12 protein-coding genes and 1 tRNA gene are annotated in these 15,729 nt (G+C 69.5%); 4 read left to right on the top strand and 9 right to left on the bottom strand.

Annotated features, from left to right (window positions below):
* Positions 1-17 precede the first annotated feature (17 nt).
* Entirely contained in the window at positions 18-2,180 is a 2,163-nt protein-coding gene (locus tag AMK58_RS31420; protein ID WP_035676459.1) for a hypothetical protein, read from the top strand.
* A gap of 115 nt (positions 2,181-2,295) precedes the next feature.
* On the opposite strand, the gene AMK58_RS16345 is transcribed toward AMK58_RS31420, so the two are convergent.
* The 3 genes from AMK58_RS16345 to AMK58_RS16335 all read right to left on the bottom strand — a co-directional run bounded on the left by AMK58_RS16345 (position 2,296) and on the right by AMK58_RS16335 (position 5,221).
* A tRNA-Leu gene (locus AMK58_RS16345) sits at positions 2,296-2,382 on the bottom strand.
* A gap of 257 nt (positions 2,383-2,639) precedes the next feature.
* Positions 2,640-3,617, bottom strand: coding sequence for an alpha/beta hydrolase (locus AMK58_RS16340; RefSeq protein WP_035676461.1), 978 nt, complete (start codon positions 3,615-3,617; stop codon positions 2,640-2,642).
* 179 nt (positions 3,618-3,796) lie between these two features.
* A complete protein-coding gene (locus AMK58_RS16335) occupies positions 3,797-5,221 on the bottom strand; it encodes an FAD/NAD(P)-binding protein (protein WP_035676463.1) in 1,425 nt (474 codons plus the stop codon).
* Between the two features lie 186 nt (positions 5,222-5,407).
* Between AMK58_RS16335 and AMK58_RS16330 the strand changes: the two genes are divergently transcribed.
* The gene (locus AMK58_RS16330) at positions 5,408-6,418 is read left to right on the top strand and encodes a C-terminal binding protein (protein WP_035676465.1); all 1,011 of its coding nucleotides are present in this window, start codon (positions 5,408-5,410) and stop codon (positions 6,416-6,418) included.
* 10 nt (positions 6,419-6,428) lie between these two features.
* On the opposite strand, the gene AMK58_RS16325 is transcribed toward AMK58_RS16330, so the two are convergent.
* From AMK58_RS16325 to AMK58_RS30565, 6 genes are read right to left on the bottom strand one after another with little or no spacing between them, the layout of a single operon-like run.
* Positions 6,429-7,499: a malate/lactate/ureidoglycolate dehydrogenase gene (locus AMK58_RS16325; protein ID WP_035676467.1), complete on the bottom strand. Its 1,071-nt coding sequence runs from the start codon at positions 7,497-7,499 to the stop codon at positions 6,429-6,431.
* Positions 7,500-7,501: 2 nt separating this feature from the next.
* The gene (locus AMK58_RS16320) at positions 7,502-8,743 is read right to left on the bottom strand and encodes a threonine synthase (RefSeq protein WP_035676469.1); all 1,242 of its coding nucleotides are present in this window, start codon (positions 8,741-8,743) and stop codon (positions 7,502-7,504) included.
* A gap of 58 nt (positions 8,744-8,801) precedes the next feature.
* Entirely contained in the window at positions 8,802-9,698 is an 897-nt protein-coding gene (locus AMK58_RS16315) for an ABC transporter permease (RefSeq protein ID WP_051140416.1), read from the bottom strand.
* Positions 9,695-10,543 carry an ABC transporter ATP-binding protein gene (locus tag AMK58_RS16310; RefSeq protein WP_051140417.1) on the bottom strand — a complete coding sequence of 283 codons (849 nt, stop codon included), beginning with the start codon at positions 10,541-10,543 and terminating at the stop codon, positions 9,695-9,697. The genes AMK58_RS16315 and AMK58_RS16310 overlap by 4 nt, the downstream gene beginning before the upstream one ends.
* A gap of 4 nt (positions 10,544-10,547) precedes the next feature.
* Complete coding sequence (locus AMK58_RS16305; RefSeq protein WP_051140418.1) at positions 10,548-11,570, bottom strand: ABC transporter substrate-binding protein; 1,023 nt, start codon at positions 11,568-11,570, stop codon at positions 10,548-10,550.
* 57 nt (positions 11,571-11,627) lie between these two features.
* Entirely contained in the window at positions 11,628-11,879 is a 252-nt protein-coding gene (locus AMK58_RS30565; RefSeq protein ID WP_156355537.1) for a hypothetical protein, read from the bottom strand.
* Between the two features lie 248 nt (positions 11,880-12,127).
* On the opposite strand from AMK58_RS30565, the gene AMK58_RS16295 reads away from it, so the two are divergent.
* Positions 12,128-12,784, top strand: a complete 657-nt coding sequence (locus tag AMK58_RS16295; protein ID WP_035676471.1) for a cytochrome c3 family protein — start codon at positions 12,128-12,130, stop codon at positions 12,782-12,784.
* Positions 12,785-12,793: 9 nt separating this feature from the next.
* Complete coding sequence (locus tag AMK58_RS16290; protein WP_082413742.1) at positions 12,794-15,727, top strand: Fe-S-cluster-containing hydrogenase; 2,934 nt, start codon at positions 12,794-12,796, stop codon at positions 15,725-15,727.
* Positions 15,728-15,729 lie beyond the last annotated feature (2 nt).

Raw genomic sequence — 15,729 nt, 5'->3', positions numbered from 1 at the left:
GCGGACACGCAAGCCCCATGCCCGACAGCCTCGACTTCGACCGGAACGACCTTGGTCCAAACGAACCCGGGCAGAACCATCTGAGCCCAGGCGATCTGAACCGGCCCGCCCCCTCCCCATCCGCGCCGCCGTCCACCGTTCCGCAGACCGCCCTCATCCGCCGGCTGCGCCGTGCGGCGTCCGGCAACGTCCCGGCGCCGGAAGGCGTAACGCTTCGCCAGGCCCAGCAGCGCGAGGTGATGGTCGGCGCCCATCTGACCCTGAGCATTGACTGGGCGACCGAGGTCGAGGTCCGGCTGGGCGCCGAGATGGTGCGCTTCGCCATCTACTGCCGCAACGCCGCCGAGTTGAACGCGACTCTGGCCCGCGACCTCGACGCCGAGGCCGCCTCGCTGGAGACGGCCCACCGCTTCGCCACGCTGCTCGGCCCGCTGGACGAGCGGGTCGAGGCGATGGCCGCGGCAGAGGAGCCGCTGCCGCCCCTTCCCTCGCTGCGCGGTCCCTATTACCTGCATGAGGTGTGCACCGGCTGTGACGGCGGCGGTGTGCGCGCCTGCGGCGGCGACGGCTGCCGCGGCGGCAAGATCCGTTGCACCCACAGCGCGACGGCCGAGGCGCCGGAGTGTCCCGACTGCGGCGGACGCGGCCAGCACCGTTGCCCGGTCTGCGCCGGCGAGGGGGTGGTCGCCTGCGAAACCTGCAGCGGGGTCGGGCAGTTCACCCACATCCACCACCCCCGCCTGACCGCCCACCCCTCCTACAGCCTGACCGCCCCGCCGGACGCCCCGGCGGCGGTGCGGATGACGCTGGAGGAGGCCGGCTTCTCCGGTTTCGCCGCGCTCGCCAACCCCGCGCCCGCCACGGTGCGCCATTCCGGTACGCAGCTTCTCTATCAGCGCAGCGGCACGCTGACAGTGGTCGCGCTGTCCTGGGACTGCGACGGCGTGCCGTTCGAGGTGGAAACCGTCGGGTCGGACGGCGACTCCGCGCCCCTCCCCCCCTTCCTCGACACCGTGCTGGCCCCGGTGCTGGCGCGCATCGCGGCGCTGCCGCCCGCCGACGCCTTCGCCCTGGCCGGCGCCTACCGGCTGACCCGCTCCGTCGCCGAAGCGGTGATGGACGGCCGGGAGCCGGACGCCGCGGCGATCGTCGCCGATCATGAGGCCTGCGTCAGCCCCGGCTTCGTCCGGGAGACCGCCGCCGTTCTGGCGGAGCGCTTCGCCGAAACCAGCCGCACCGCCGTGGCGCGGAGCTGGATCGTCGCGGCGGGGTTGCTCGCCCTGGTCCTGCTGCTGGTGGCCGGGGTGGACGCTCCGGCTCTGCTGACCGGCGCGACGCCGGAACAGCCCGCCCCGGCGGCGCTGCGGCTCGGCTGGGACATCGGGCTTCCCATCGCCGCCGGGCTGGGCCTGTGGGCGCTGGTTCGCGGGGTGGTGCGCGGGGCGCTGGCCGCCGCCTTCGGCGGACCGGTCCGAGCGCCGGATCAGGGATCGTGGCCGCTCGTCCTGCTGTCCGCCGCGGCGGTGATCCATCTCGGCCTGTTGACGTTGTGGAACGGTGGGCCGGGATTCAGCCGACTGAACCATCGGCTGGACGTGGAAGCGATCACCCAGGGCCGTGCGCCGATGCCCGCCCCGCGCGTGCTGACTCCGGAAGAGCGGGTCATGGCCGCCCAGCGCGCGCTGGCCCGGCTGGGGCGCTACGATGGGGCGATCGACGGCAAGATGGGTGAAGGCACCCGGACGGGACTCGCCAGCCTGACCGGACTGGTCGACACGCCACCGGGCGTGGCGCCCGAAGACCCGCTGGAATTGGCGGTGGCCATCGCCGCCGACCGGGTGGCGGTCAACGTCCAAACTCCGGAGCTTCTGGTCGGGACGGGCTGGAGCAACGCCACCCGTCTGCGCATGAAGCACGACGACCAGCCAATGGTCGCCGGGGCCTTCCTTGGAGCGCTGGCCGCATCGGGCACGGAGCGGGCGGCAACGGGTCAGGAGTGGGTTTCAGGAGATGGCTTGCGATCCGGGTTGATCACCGTGACGGGCCGCATCGCCGACACGAAGGATCGTGGGCGCCTGTGCTTCGCGCTGACCCACGTCGTGACCACGCCGGCCGGCCGGGATGCCGGCGCGCCGCTGCGCACCTGCCGGACCGCCGGAAACTGGACCCTGGAGGAATGAGGCCTGGAGGAATGGGAAGGGAGATGGGGGAAGGGCCCGTTGCTCGTGGGCATGAAAAAGGGGCCTGGAAAGGCCCCGATTTTCGTATTCGTCCGGCAATCCGCCGAAGGAAAGATGGTGCGGTCGAGAAGACTCGAACTTCCACAGCATTTCTGCCACAGCGACCTCAACGCTGCGCGTCTACCAATTCCGCCACGACCGCGACTTCATCATTCGAATGGACTGGGCATGAAGGCTCAACCCATTGAATTCTTTTACATTCCTAAGCCGGACGTTACGCGGCGCCGCGTCGGAATGCAACAACTTTCTCATGTTGAGAGCAACCCGACGACAGGCCGCATCGGCCCGCACGCGCACCCTTCCGAGCGCGCCGCGCCCTGTTATCGCATTCCCAGGGGATAAGCAAGCGGCTTGCGTCCGCAGCCCGCTCGCGGCGCCACCGGAAGAAGCGCAACGGGCTCAGGCGTCCAGATGACGGCGCACCGCATCGGCGGCCTGCAGCACGGCGCGGTGGGCCTGATCGACCAGACGGGTCATGGTGGCGAAGGAGTGGGGAAGCCCGTCATGGACGGCGAGGCGATGGGAAACGCCCGCTTCGGCCAACCGCTCTGCCAGACGCAGGGAGTCGTCGCGCAGGCAGTCAAGATCCGCTGCCAGCAGAAGCAGAGGCGGCAGCCCGCGGAGGTCGGCCAGCAATGGGGTGGCGCGGGGATCGTCGGGGGTGGCGGCGGCGCCGAGATACTGTTGCCAGTACCAGCGCATCCGTGCCGTCGTCAGCCCGTACCGCCCGTCACCAAACCGGCGGTGCGATACGGTGTCGAAGTCATGCGCGAACATGCCGTAGAACAGCAGCCCGAAGGACACGCGCGGCTCTCCCGGCGCGCGGGCGGCAAGGGCGAGACCAAGAGCGAGGTTGGCCCCGGCGGAATCGCCGCCCACCGCGATCCGGCCCGGGTCGATCCCATGCACCGCCCCGGCGGCGGCAATCCAGCGCAGGGCCGCCAGCGCTTCCTCATGCTGGTGCGGGAAGCGGCGCTCCGGTGCCAGACTGTAACGCACTGCGCAGACCACGACGCCGCTGTGCAGGGCGAGCATCCTCAGCAGCCGATCGTGGGTGTCCACGCTGTTCACGACGAAGCCGCCGCCGTGGAAATAGACCAGGACGGGCAACCTCGCGGCCCCATGGTCGGCCGGTCGGTAGAGGCGCAACGCCAAAGGGCCGGAGGGACCGGCCGCAGCCACCTCCGTCACATCGACGGCAAGCGGCACGGGGCCGTTCAGAAAGGCGTGATAACGCTCCGCCGCCGCACGGGCGTCGGCGAGTGGAAGGCTCAAGGGATCGGCGGGAGCGGCGCCGAGACGGGCGGCCGCCTCGTTCATCGCGATGACCTGACGGTCCAGGCGCTCCGTCGTGGGCCGCAAGATCGTATCCGGCATGACGTCCTCCTTCTCAACCGGCGCGGCGGCGAACAGCCACGCAGACCGGGAGCAGTGCAGGCAACCGGAGAAGCCTCCGACTGCCAGGCGGAAATCGACACTGAACGCTATGATAGACACCATAAATCTATCATGCAAATGGGTTTATTAAATCTATTATAACGTATATTTTTTGTGTTTTATACGGAGAGACGTTTCCTCACGCCCCGGCGGACGAGGGCCAACGCAGCGTCGGCGCATTGGCTTCGCAGTTCGGGCACCGCGGTCATCTCCCAGAATGGTGCACGGCTGACCGGCCCGAGTGCGAACAGGCGGTCGGACACCGCCCCTCCCTCCCCGACCAACGCCCCCTCCTCCGTCACGTCGAGGCCGAGGCGTAAGGGATCGGGACGGGCCAGACCCTGCTGAAGCAAGGCGTGCATCAACGGATGGCGGATGCGCCCGAAGTCGCACTCGGTGCCGGTCGCGTTGACGATGGCGCCCACCGTGCGTGTCCAGAGCGTGTCTTCGGCGCCCCGCGCGCGGACCGTCGCCTCCACCCCGTCGGAGGTCGGGGTCAACGACTGGAGGCGGCCGGCGCGGATGGTCAGTTGTCCGCTTTCGCGTAGAGCGTCGATGCGTGCGGCCACCTCCGGCGCCATACGGTGGCGGTGCACCTCCCAGTAGGGCCGGGCGTGGCGCAGGAAGCGCTGCCGCTCCTCCAGCGGCAGATGCTTCCAGATCAGCGGGTGGAAGGGCCGCAGGGAGTCGAAGGCGGCGCGCCAGTCCAGTCCCTCCTCCCGTGCGCGGCGGACGTCCGCCTTCAGGGCGATCAGCACATCCAGCACCGTGCCGGGCATCGTCTGGGGATGGACGAAGCTCTTGAAGGGCCGCGTCTCCAGGTGGGTGGTGGGCAGAAGCCCGCGGCGCGACAGCGCCAGGGTCGGACCGCGGTGGCCCTGGTTCTCCAGGGACAGCACCACGTCGACCATCGTCAGCCCGGTGCCGAGGATCAGCACCGGCGTGTCCGGATCGATGGCGGCGACGGCCTCGCGGTTCCAGGGATCGCCGATGAAACGCTCCGACGCGAAGACCTCCGGTGCCGCAATGCGCGGCGGCGAAGGCGGAAAATGCCCGACACAGAGCACCGCCCGATCCACCGCGAGGCTTTCCCCGCTGGTGAGCCGAAGACGAACGCCGCCGTCGGCGGAGCCGTCCACTGCCGCATCGACCACCTCCGCCCGCACCGTGTCGAGCGTCACATGGGCGGGAGCCTCCGCCTGGGCCTCGCGCAGCACGTCCTGGATGTATGCGCCGTAGAGCCGGCGCGACACGAAGGCGTGGCCGCTGGGCGGCACGTCGCCGCCGAGGTCCTTCGCCCACAGCCAGCGCAGGAAGTGGCGGGGGTCGTCGGGATAGGCGCTCATGTTGTAGGCGCGCACGTTCAGCAGATGCGCCGCGCTGTCGGTGGAATAGGCCAACCCGGTGCCCAACGTGCCGGCGCGTTCGATCAGATGGATGCGCGTCGGCTCCTCCGCCTTGCGCAGAAGGTGGGCCGCCAGGATACTGCCGGTGAAGCCGGCGCCGACGATGGCGATGCTGTGCGCGGTGTCGTGGGACGGCATGCTCGTCGTTCCTCTCCCTGTGTCCAGCACCCCGGGGGCGCCTCCGAATTGACATCATTAGAGCACCACGAATCCCTATTTAACAAGTTGGCTTTTGCCGTATCGCATGTGCTTTCATACTCCACCCTCAAGAATAAACTCAAAAATTTTGTTATTAATCCCGACCACCAGGAACCGGACCGCAGAATGACCATGGGCAAGCGTGCACCCTTCGTCGTCGGAATCACCGACCATATGATCCCCCCGCCGGACTTGGAGGCGGCGGTGCTGGACGGCTGTGCCGAGGTGGATTTCCTCGACACCCGCCGCGAAGAGGATCTGGACCCGGAGCGTCTGGCCCGGCTGGACGCGCTGCTGGTGTGGAGCACCCGCATCGGCCCGGCGACGGTAGCGAAGCTGCCGCGCTGCCGAGTCGTCGTGCGGTTCGGGGTCGGTTACGACAAGGTCGACGTGGCGGCGCTGGAGGCCGCGGGCATTCCCTTCTGCAACAACCCAGACTATGGGACGGAGGAGGTGGCCGACCACGCCGTCTCCCTGCTGCTCTCCCTGCAGCGCCGGCTGTGGGAACATGATGCCCGCGCCCGCGGCTACAGCACGACGTGGCAGGCCAACACGCTGACGCCGCTGCGGCGGTCCAGCGCGGCGACGGTCGGCGTCGTCGGCGTGGGGCGGATCGGCACGGCGGTGGTGAACCGGCTCAAGCCCTTTGGCTACCGCATCCTCGGCTACGATCCGCAGCAACCCGCCGGGCACGAGAAGGCGGTCGGCTACCACCGAGTCCGCCGGCTGGACGAGTTGCTCGGCGAATCCGACATCGTGACCTTCCATTGCCCGCTGACGCCGGAGACCCGCGGCCTGATCGACGCGGATTTCCTGGCGAAGCTGAAGCCCGGCGCCCTGCTGGTCAACACGGCGCGCGGCGAGATGTTTGCCGGGCTGGACCCGCTGGAGGCGGCGCTGCGCAGCGGCCAGGTCGCCGCGGTGGGGACGGACGTGCTGCCGACCGAACCGCCCGCCCCTCACCCGCTGCTGGACGCGTGGCGCCGCCGGGAATCCTGGCTGGAAGGTCGTCTCGTGGTCACGCCGCACAACGCCTTTCATTCCGACGAGGCGGCGATCGAGATGCGCCGCAACGCCGCCGAAACCGCCCGCCTGTTCCTGGAGGACGGGGTTCTGCGCAACCGCATCCTGCCCTGACACCACCCGGTCAGGCCCCCAGGAAGGCCGGAACGTCGAGGCCGAGCGCGCCCCCGATCCCGTGTAGGGCGCGCTCGGTGTCGGGGTCGAGCGTGATGCCGCGCTCCGCGGCCAACACCCGGCTCCGCCGCTCCGGCCCGCCGGGCACAAGCACGCCGTCACCGCCAGGGACCGGCGGGGTGTCCTGGATGTGGTCCAGCACCGCGTCGGTCAACGCCTGCCAGCCGCCATTCTCCGCACCGGACACCCGCGCCGGATCGATCAGGAAGGCCAGCGCGTTGTTCACCACCCGACCCGGACGCAGGTTCTCCGGAAGGGCCGGCAGCCCGCCGGCCAGCGCCCCGGCGAGGATCTCGCAGGCAAGCGCCAGCCCGTAACCCTTATGCCCCCCAAAGGGCAGGATGGCGCCGGTCGGGTCGCGGAACATCACGCCGGGGTCGCGCGTCGGCGCGCCCCGCTCGTCGATCAGCAGTCCGTCGGCGACCTCCTTCCCGGAGGCAGCAGCGACCCGGCACTTGTTGGCCGCCACCGCGCTGGTCGCGAAATCCAGCAGGAAGGGCGGATGGCCCGGCGTGGCCGGGACGGCGATGCAGATCGGGTTGGTGCCCAGCCGCGGCCGCCCGCCGCCATGGGGTGCGGCCAGAGGCCGGCTGACCACATTGACGAAGAAGACCCCGATCAAGCCGGCCGCGATGCACTGCTCGCCGTAGGAGCCGACCCGCCCAATGTGATGAGCGTTGCGTAGGGCGAGCACGCAGGCCCCACCGGCCTTGGCCCGCGCGATGGCGAGGTCCGTCGCCTCCCGCGCGATCACCTGCCCATAGCCGACCTCCCCGTCCACCACCAGGAACGGCGCCTCGTCGCGGACGACGCGGGCGTGCCGGTTCGGTTGCAGGTGGCCCAGTTCCAGGCTCTTCGCGTAGACGGCGATCTGGCACACGCCGTGGCTGGCATGGCCGGTAGCGTCGGAGTCCACGAGGTTGGCGGCGACGATGGCCGCCTCCTCCGGGCTGCTGCCGGACCGTTGCAGGATGGCGTCCAGAAGGGCCACCAGACGGTCCGCGGCGTAGGGTCCGCCCATCCTCAGAACACCGAATAGTCGATGGGCTGGTGGCGGTCGAGGGTCCGGTGGACCTGCGGCAGCGGGTACTTCAGCCCGGTCGCGCAGTTGAACAGCACGGCGCGCTCGTCGCGGCCCACCCGCCCGTCGGCCAGCGCCTGCTTGTAGGCGGCGTAGGTGGCGGCGCCCTCCGGGCAGAGCAGGAATCCCTCCTCCCGCGCCGCCTCGTCCAGGGCCGCCTGGATGGCCTCGTCCGGCACGGCGACGGCAAAGCCGCCGCTCTCCCGCACCGCGCGCAGGATCAGGAAGTCGCCGACCGCCTGCGGCACGCGGATGCCGGACGCGATGGTGTGGGCGTCCTGCCAGCGCGGCGCGTGCTCCTCCCCCGCCTCGTACGCGCGGACCATCGGGGCGCAGCCGGCGGCCTGCACCGCGACCATGCGCGGGCGCTTGGACCCGATGAAGCCGATGGCCTCCAGCTCCGCAAAAGCCTTCCACATGCCGATCAGCCCGGTGCCGCCGCCGGTCGGGTAGAAGATGACGTCCGGTACCTCCCAGCCGAGCTGCTCGGCCAGTTCCAGCCCCATGGTCTTCTTGCCCTCGATCCGGTAGGGCTCCTTCAGGGTGGAGACGTCGAACCAGCCGGCCTTGGCCTTGCCCTCTCCCACGATCTTGCCGCAGTCGTCGATCAGCCCGTTGACGCGGTAGACGGTGGCGCCCTGGAGTTCGATCTCCGAGACGTTGACCTCCGGCGTGTCCTCCGGGCAGAAGATGGTCGTTCTGATGCCCGCCCGTGTCGCGTAGGCGGCCAGCGCCGCGCCCGCGTTGCCGTTGGTCGGCATGGCCATGTGCGCGATGCCGAAGGCCTTCGCCATCGACACCGCCATGACCAGTCCGCGCGCCTTGAAGGAGCCGGTGGGCAGCCGCCCCTCGTCCTTCACCAGCAGCTCGGCAGCGCCCAGCTTGGCGGCGAGCTTGGGCAGCGCGACCAGCGGGGTCACCGCCTCGCCCAGGGTGACGATGTCCTGCACCCGGCGCACAGGCAGCAGCTCGCGGTAGCGCCACAGATCCTGCGGGCGTTCGGCCAGCGCGTCCTTGGTCAGCGCGCCGCGCACCCCCTCCAGGTCGTAGCGGACGAGCAGCGGCTTACCGGCCTTGGACAGGTTGTGGACGGTGTCGGCCTCGTACCGCTCCCCGGTGTAGGCGCATTCCAGATGCGTGACGAAGGTCGGGCGCTCGGTGGTCAGGTTGCTGTCGAAAGGCACGGATGGATTTCCTTGCTCAAGAATCCCCTCTCCCGCCCCAGGAGAGGGGTTTTGGTTGCTAGCGGACCATTCCCCATTTGCGGACGGTGTGGGCCTCGATCCAGCGAAAGACGACGTTCTCGACGACGAGGCCGATCAGGATGACGGTGACGAGGCCGGCGAACACCTTGTCGATGTACAGCTCGTTGCGGTTCTGGAAGATGAACCAGCCCAGCCCACCCTTGCCCGACGACACGCCGAACACCAGCTCCGCCGCGATCAGCGTGCGCCAGGCGAAGGCCCAGCCGACCTTCAGCCCGGTCAGGATGGCCGGAAAAGCCGCCGGGATCAGCATGGCGACGACGTAGCGGATGCCGCTCAGCCCGTAATTCCGCCCGGCCATGCGCAGCGTCTCCGACACCGAGGTGAAGCCGGCGTGCGTGTTCAGCGCCAGAGGCCACAGCACCGCGTGGACCAGAACGAAGGTCAGGCTGACCGCGCCCAGCCCGAACCACAGCATGGCGATGGGCAGCAGCGCGATGGCCGGCAAGGGGTTGAACATGGAGGTCAGCGTGGACAGCACGTCGTTGCCGACGCGCGTGGACACCGCGAAGCTGGTCAACAGAATGGCCAGCACCACGGCGATGGCGTAGCCCTTCAGAAGAACCGACAGCGACACCCAGGCCATCGACAGCAGATTCTCCCGCCAGACCGCCTCCCACAGCGCCGCGACGGTGGCGGTGAAGGTGGGAAACATCAGCGGGTTGTTCTGCCACGTCGCGGCGATCTGCCAGAGCAGCGCCACCGCGGCCAGCACGGCGAAGCGGCGGAGCGCGGTGATGTTGCCGATCCGCTCCCACAGGGACAGCGGGCGGGCCACGTCGCCGATGGGGCCGGTGGTGGCGACCGTCCGCTCATACTCCGGGCGGACGGGCGGCACGCGGCGGCCTTGCGGGGCCAGGGACAGGCCGGTCATGACGACAGCCCCTTCACCGTTTCCACCTCGTCGGCGAACAGCATGGTGTGGATGCGCTGGGCGGTGTCCTGGAACGCCGGGCTGCCGACCGCGAAATGATCGTAGCCTTCGCAGTTCAGCTCCGCCTTCACCTGTCCGGGGTGCGGCGACAGCACGAGGATGCGGGAGCCGACAACCAAAGCCTCCTCGATGGAATGGGTGACGAACAGAACGGTGAACCGCAGATCGTCCCAGAGCTGGAGCAGCTCCTCCTGCATCTTGCGGCGGGTCAGCGCGTCCAGCGCCGCGAAGGGCTCGTCCATCAGCAGGATGTCCGGCTCCATCGCCATGGCGCGGGCGATGGCGACGCGCTGCTTCATCCCGCCCGACAGCATGTGCGGATGCACGTCGGCGAACTTGGACAGGTTCACCCGCGCGATGCAGTCCAGCGCCTTCTCCTCGGCCTCCCGACGGGACGCCTTGCCGCTGGCAAGCAGCGGGAACATGACGTTCTGCTTCACCGTCTTCCAGGGCGGAAGCTGGTCGAACTCCTGGAACACCATCATGCGGTCCGGCCCTGGCCCGGTCACCGACCGCCCGTTCAGGCGGATGGCGCCCTCCACCGGCGCCAGGAAGCCGCCCACCGCCTTCAGCAGCGAGGACTTGCCGCAGCCGGACGGCCCCAGCAAAACGTATCGTTCCGCCTGGAAAACCTGGAAATCGACGCGGTAGGTCGCGGTCACCAGATGGCGGCGCGTCTTGTACTGGAGCGTCACGCCGGACACGTCCAGCAACGGGCGTTCGGACACACTGGCGGTCCCCACGCCGTCGGTGTCCAGGCTGGCGGGATGGGTGAAGGCGTTCATCGACTCAGCTCCCGGTTTCGCCGTGCAGGTCTTCGAAGAACAGGTCCTGCCAGGAGGCCGGCTTGTTCTTCATCGCGCCGACCTTGTGCATGAAGTCTGCGAAGGCGCCGACGCGGGCGGGGGCGACGGTGAACCGGTTGTCCGGGTCGTTGAGGATGCTGATGACGAAGGCCTTGTCGAGGTCGCCCCGGTTCTGCGTCAGATAGATGTCCGCCGCCGCGGAATGGTCGGCGTTGATGACGTCCATCGCCTCCTTCAGCGCGCCGAGGAAGGCCCGATAGGTCTTGGGATTCTTTGCGCGGAAGGCTTCCTTCGCCCAGATCAGGTTGAAGGTGTGCGGCCCACCCAGCACGTCGTAGGAGCTGAAGACCTTGTGGATCTTCGGGTCGCGAAGCTGCTGGTACTGGAACGGCGGCCCGGAGATGTGGCCGGTGATCTCCGACGATCCGGACAGCAAGGCGGCGGTGGCATCGGGGTGCGGCAGCGAGACGGTCAGCTTGTCGAACGCGTCGAACGTGCCCTCCCCGAACTCCTTCTCCACGGCCATCTGGAGCACGCGGGCCTGGACGCCGACCTTCACCGCCGGCAGGGCGATCTTGTCCTTGTCGGAGAAGTCCTTGAGCGTCTTGACGTTGGGGTTGGTGGTGGTCAGGAACAGCGGCATGCTGTTCAGGGCGGCGATGGCCTTGACATTGGCGTTGCCCTTGGTGCGGTCCCAGATGGTCAGCAGCGGACCGACGCCCGCCGACCCCAGATCAATGGAATCCGACAGCAGCGCATCGTTCATCGCCGCCCCGCCGGAGAGCTGCACCCACTCCACGGTGACGTCGAGCCCCAGCTCCTTGCCGTGTTTCTCGATCAGCTTCTGGTGGCGCAGCACATGCAACGGCAGATAGCCCAGCCCATACTGTTCGGCGATCCGTATCCGGCCTTCCGCCGCCGCCGGACCGGCCAGCGCTGCGGCGGCGAGCCCCAGCCCGGCCAGGGCGCAAAGCGCGCGGCGGATGACACGTCCAAGGTTGCCCATACGAACCTCCGATCAATTTTCCTAATCTCTAGTAGGAAAATGACATCATGATTTCACTCATGAATCAATCGGGAAAAACGCCATAAAATACAAATTTTTAACGTTAATATGCGGAAAAAACAGACTGCGGAGCCGGCATGCCGTCCTGCCGGCTCCGCCCGGCGACGGCATCAACGGCCCGGTGGGCGCGCTCGCGCGCGGGCGGGCGACCGCTTCGACTTCGTCCAGGCCCGGCACGAGGAGCTGGCCGCCATCATGGCAACCGCGCATGCCAAGTACACCGACATGGTGCGGTTCGCCATCGACCACACGTTCTTCCTGAGTTTGGCGTTCGGGGCACTGACCGGCTGCTGTGGTCGCACTTCTCGGGCGGGCACGGAGAGCGGAAGCACGACCGTGGCGGGACCCAGGCCGGGGGCGCCGCGCACGGGCGGACATGAGCGGGCTTAGCGCATCGGCATAGGTCCAATGGCAAGGGAACCACCGCCGCTCCGCGTCGTTGGCCGGACAGGATTCCAGAGCAGCGCGCCCGCGTCCTGGGAAGCGAAGGCACGACCATGGCCCAGATCTTTCGCCCATCCGCCGATACGTGGCTGCGCCTGTTCCTGTTGCTGGCGGTGCTCGGCGTCTTTGCCGTCTTCCTGGTGATCGGCGGGTTGGTCAATTCGGACTGGTTCACCACCACGGGCATCTTCATGGAGCAGCCGGTGCCGTTCAGCCACGAACACCATGTCTCCGGCCTGGGGCTCGACTGCCGCTACTGCCACACGAGCGTCGAGACCGCGGCCAGCGCCGGTCTGCCGCCGACCGACACCTGCATGACCTGCCATTCGCAGATCTGGACCGGCGCGCCGATGCTGGCGCCGGTCCGCCAAAGCCTCGCCAACGGAACCGCCATCCGCTGGAACCGGGTCAACGATCTGCCGGACTTCGTCTACTTCAACCACTCCGTCCATGTGGCGCGCGGCGTCGGCTGCTCGACCTGCCACGGGCCGGTGCACCGCATGCCGCTGACCTATCAGGCGCGCAGCCTGCAGATGAGCTGGTGCCTGGAGTGCCACCGCGACCCGGCGCCCAACCTGCGCGACCGCTCGGAGGTGTTCGACATGGACTGGCAGCCGCCCCCCGACCAGCGCAAACGCGGCGAGGAGCGCATGGCGGCGCTCGGCATCCACCCCGAACGCCTCGACGACTGCTACGTCTGCCACCGGTGAGGTGAGGTCATGAGCGCACGCCCCCTCCCGCCCGACCTTGCCGAAACTGCCGCGCGGCTGCGCGCCGGCGGCGGCCGGCGCTTCTGGCGGATACTGGAGCAGGTCGCGGAGTCCGCGCCGTTCCACCGCTACCTCGCTGAGGAGTTTCCCGGCTTGGCTCTGCCGGAGACCGGCCGGCGGGAGGTGTTGCGCGCCATGGCGGCGTCCATCCTGCTGGCCGGGCTGACCGGCTGCGGCAAGGAGGAGGCGGTGCCTTACGTCGTGCAGCCGGAACTGGCGGTGCCCGGCAGACCGCGCTTCTACGCCACCGCCGTGCCGTTCGAGGGCTTTGTTCAGCCGGTGCTGGCCGAGACGCACGAAGGCCGCCCCACCCGCCTGGACGGCAACGCCGACCACCCCCTGGCGCGCGGCAGCGTCAACCCGACGGCGCTCGACGCCTACAGCCAGGCGGCGGTGCTCGAATTCTACGACCCCGACCGCTCGCAAACACCCCGCCACCTCGACCGGCCGGCGACCTGGGACGCCTTCGCCGCTGCCGTCGCGGCGCAGCGGGCCGACTGGCAAGCCGATGGCGGGCGCGGCGTGCGGCTGCTGACCGGCGCCATCACCTCGCCGACGCTGCTGCGCCACATCGACGCCCTGCGCCACCAGTTCCCGGAGCTGCGCTGGCATGTCCACGAGGCTATCGGGTCCGAACGGCGCGAGGAGGGCACGCAACTCGCCTTCGGCCGGCCGCTGGCCGTCCATCCGCGTCTCGACCGGGCGGACGTGGTGGTGAGCCTGGGCGACGATCTGCTCGGCACCGGCCCGGCGCAGCTGCGCAACGCCTTCGGCTGGGCGGCTCGGCGGATGCAGGGGCGCCTGCCCGACAACCTGCCGCGCCTGATGGTGGCCGAGGCCACCCCGACAACGACCGGCGCCGTGGCGGCCGAGCGGGTGCCGGTGGAAGCCGCCCGTCTTCCCCTGCTGGTCCATGTGTTGGCCCGCGCGCTGTCCGTGCCCGGCGCCGCGGGCGAGATGACGCTGACCGAACGGGAGCGGGTCTGGGTGGATGAGGCGATCAAGCTGCTGCGTGGACACGGCGACCGCGCCCTGGTGACCGCGGGGACCGAACTGCCGCCGGAGGCGCAGGCCACCACGCACCGCATCAACGCGGCGTTGCGGACGGGCGCGGTCGCCTACACCGCTCCGGTCACGGCAAGCGCCGAGCCCCTTGCCGACCTCGTGCGCGCCATGGATGGCGGAGAGGTGCGCGCTCTGCTCATGCTGGATGTGAACCCCGCCTACACCGCGCCGGCCGACCTGGGCTTCGCCGAGGCGTGCGAGCGCGTGCCGTTCCGCTTGCACGCCGGGCTGCACGCGGACGAGACGGCAGCGCTCTGCCATTGGCACGCGCCGATGGCGCACGCTCTGGAAAGCTGGGGCGACGGGCGGGCGGTGGACGGAACGGCAACCATCCTCCAGCCCACCATCCGCCCGATCTTCGGCGGGCGGTCCCTGGTGGAAATCACCGCCATGCTGGCCGGCGATCCCTTCGCCGGAGCGCAGGCGCTGGTGCGGGACACGTGGCGCGACCGGCTGGCCGACGACACGGCGTGGCGGCGAATGCTGCACCAGGGCTTTGTCGAAGGCACGACGGAAGCGCCGGTGGAGGTGTCCCCCGTGTCCGGGAGCATTGCTGCGCCGCCGGAGCCGGGCAGCGGCCTCGAACTCACGCTGCGGCCCGATCCCTGCCTGTGGGACGGCCGGCGCGCCAATGTCGCGTGGCTCCAGGAGTTGCCGAAGCCGATCTCCAAGATCAGCTGGGACAGCCACGCCGCGGTCAGCCCCGCGCTCGCCCGCCAGCGGGACCTGAAGGACGGCGACATCGTGGAGCTGGGCATCGGCGGACGCACGCTGCGCGCCCCGGTGCTGGTGCAGCCTGGACAGGCGGAGCGTTCGGTCACGCTGTTCCTCGGCAACGGACGGCGCCGCGCCGGGCGGGTGGGCGATGGCGTGGGGGTGGATGCCTATGCGTTGCGCGGCTCCGGTGCGCCGTGGACGGCAACCGGGTTGGAGCTTCGGAAGACCGGCGAACGCCGCCCGCTGGTCACCACCCAGCCGCACCATGAGATCGCCGAGGCCGAGCCGATCCGCGTGGTCACCCCCGACTCTCCGACGCTCAAGCCCATCGAGGAGACGCCGCCCAGCCTCTATCCCGACTGGTCCTATCCACAGAACGCCTGGGCGATGGCCATCGACACCGACCTGTGCATCGGCTGCAACGCCTGCGTCATCGCCTGCCAGGCGGAGAACAACGTGCCCCCGGTCGGACGCGAGCAGGTCGCCATGGGGCGCGAGATGCTGTGGCTGCGCGTCGATTCCTACTACGATGGCGCGCCCGAGGATCCGCGCATCCACTTCCTGCCCGTCCCCTGCATGCATTGCGAGAAGGCGCCATGCGAGGTCGGCTGTCCGGTGAACGCCACCGTGCACAGCCCGGACGGCATCAACGAACAGGTCTACAATCGCTGCATCGGCACGCGCACCTGCTCCAGCTATTGTCCCTACAAGGTGCGGCGCTTCAACTTCTTCGAATACGGCCAGATCGCCGCCGACCAGCAGGGTCTGCAATACAACCCGGACGTCACTGTGCGCGCGCGCGGCGTCATGGAGAAGTGCACCTACTGCGTCCAGCGCATCGCCCGCGCCCGCCAGGACGCCAAGCGCGACGGCCGCGACCCGGCGGCGATCGAGGTGCGCACCGCCTGTCAGGCCGCCTGCCCGACCGGCGTCATCGCGTTCGGCGATAAGAACCGTCCGGGCAGCGCCGTAGCGAAAGCCCGCAAGGACGGCCGTGCCTACGCGCTGCTGGAGGAGATCGGCACCCGCCCGCGCACCACCTACCTCGCCCGCATCGGCCCCGCTCAGAGCCATGGGCGTCGCCGCGTGAAGGAGGCGTGACG

This window comes from Azospirillum brasilense, assembly GCF_001315015.1.
In the GTDB taxonomy this organism is placed as follows: Bacteria; Pseudomonadota; Alphaproteobacteria; order Azospirillales; family Azospirillaceae; genus Azospirillum; species Azospirillum brasilense.
The sequence above is the reverse complement of the archived record's forward strand: the minus strand, read 5'-3'. Positions and strand labels throughout refer to the sequence as shown.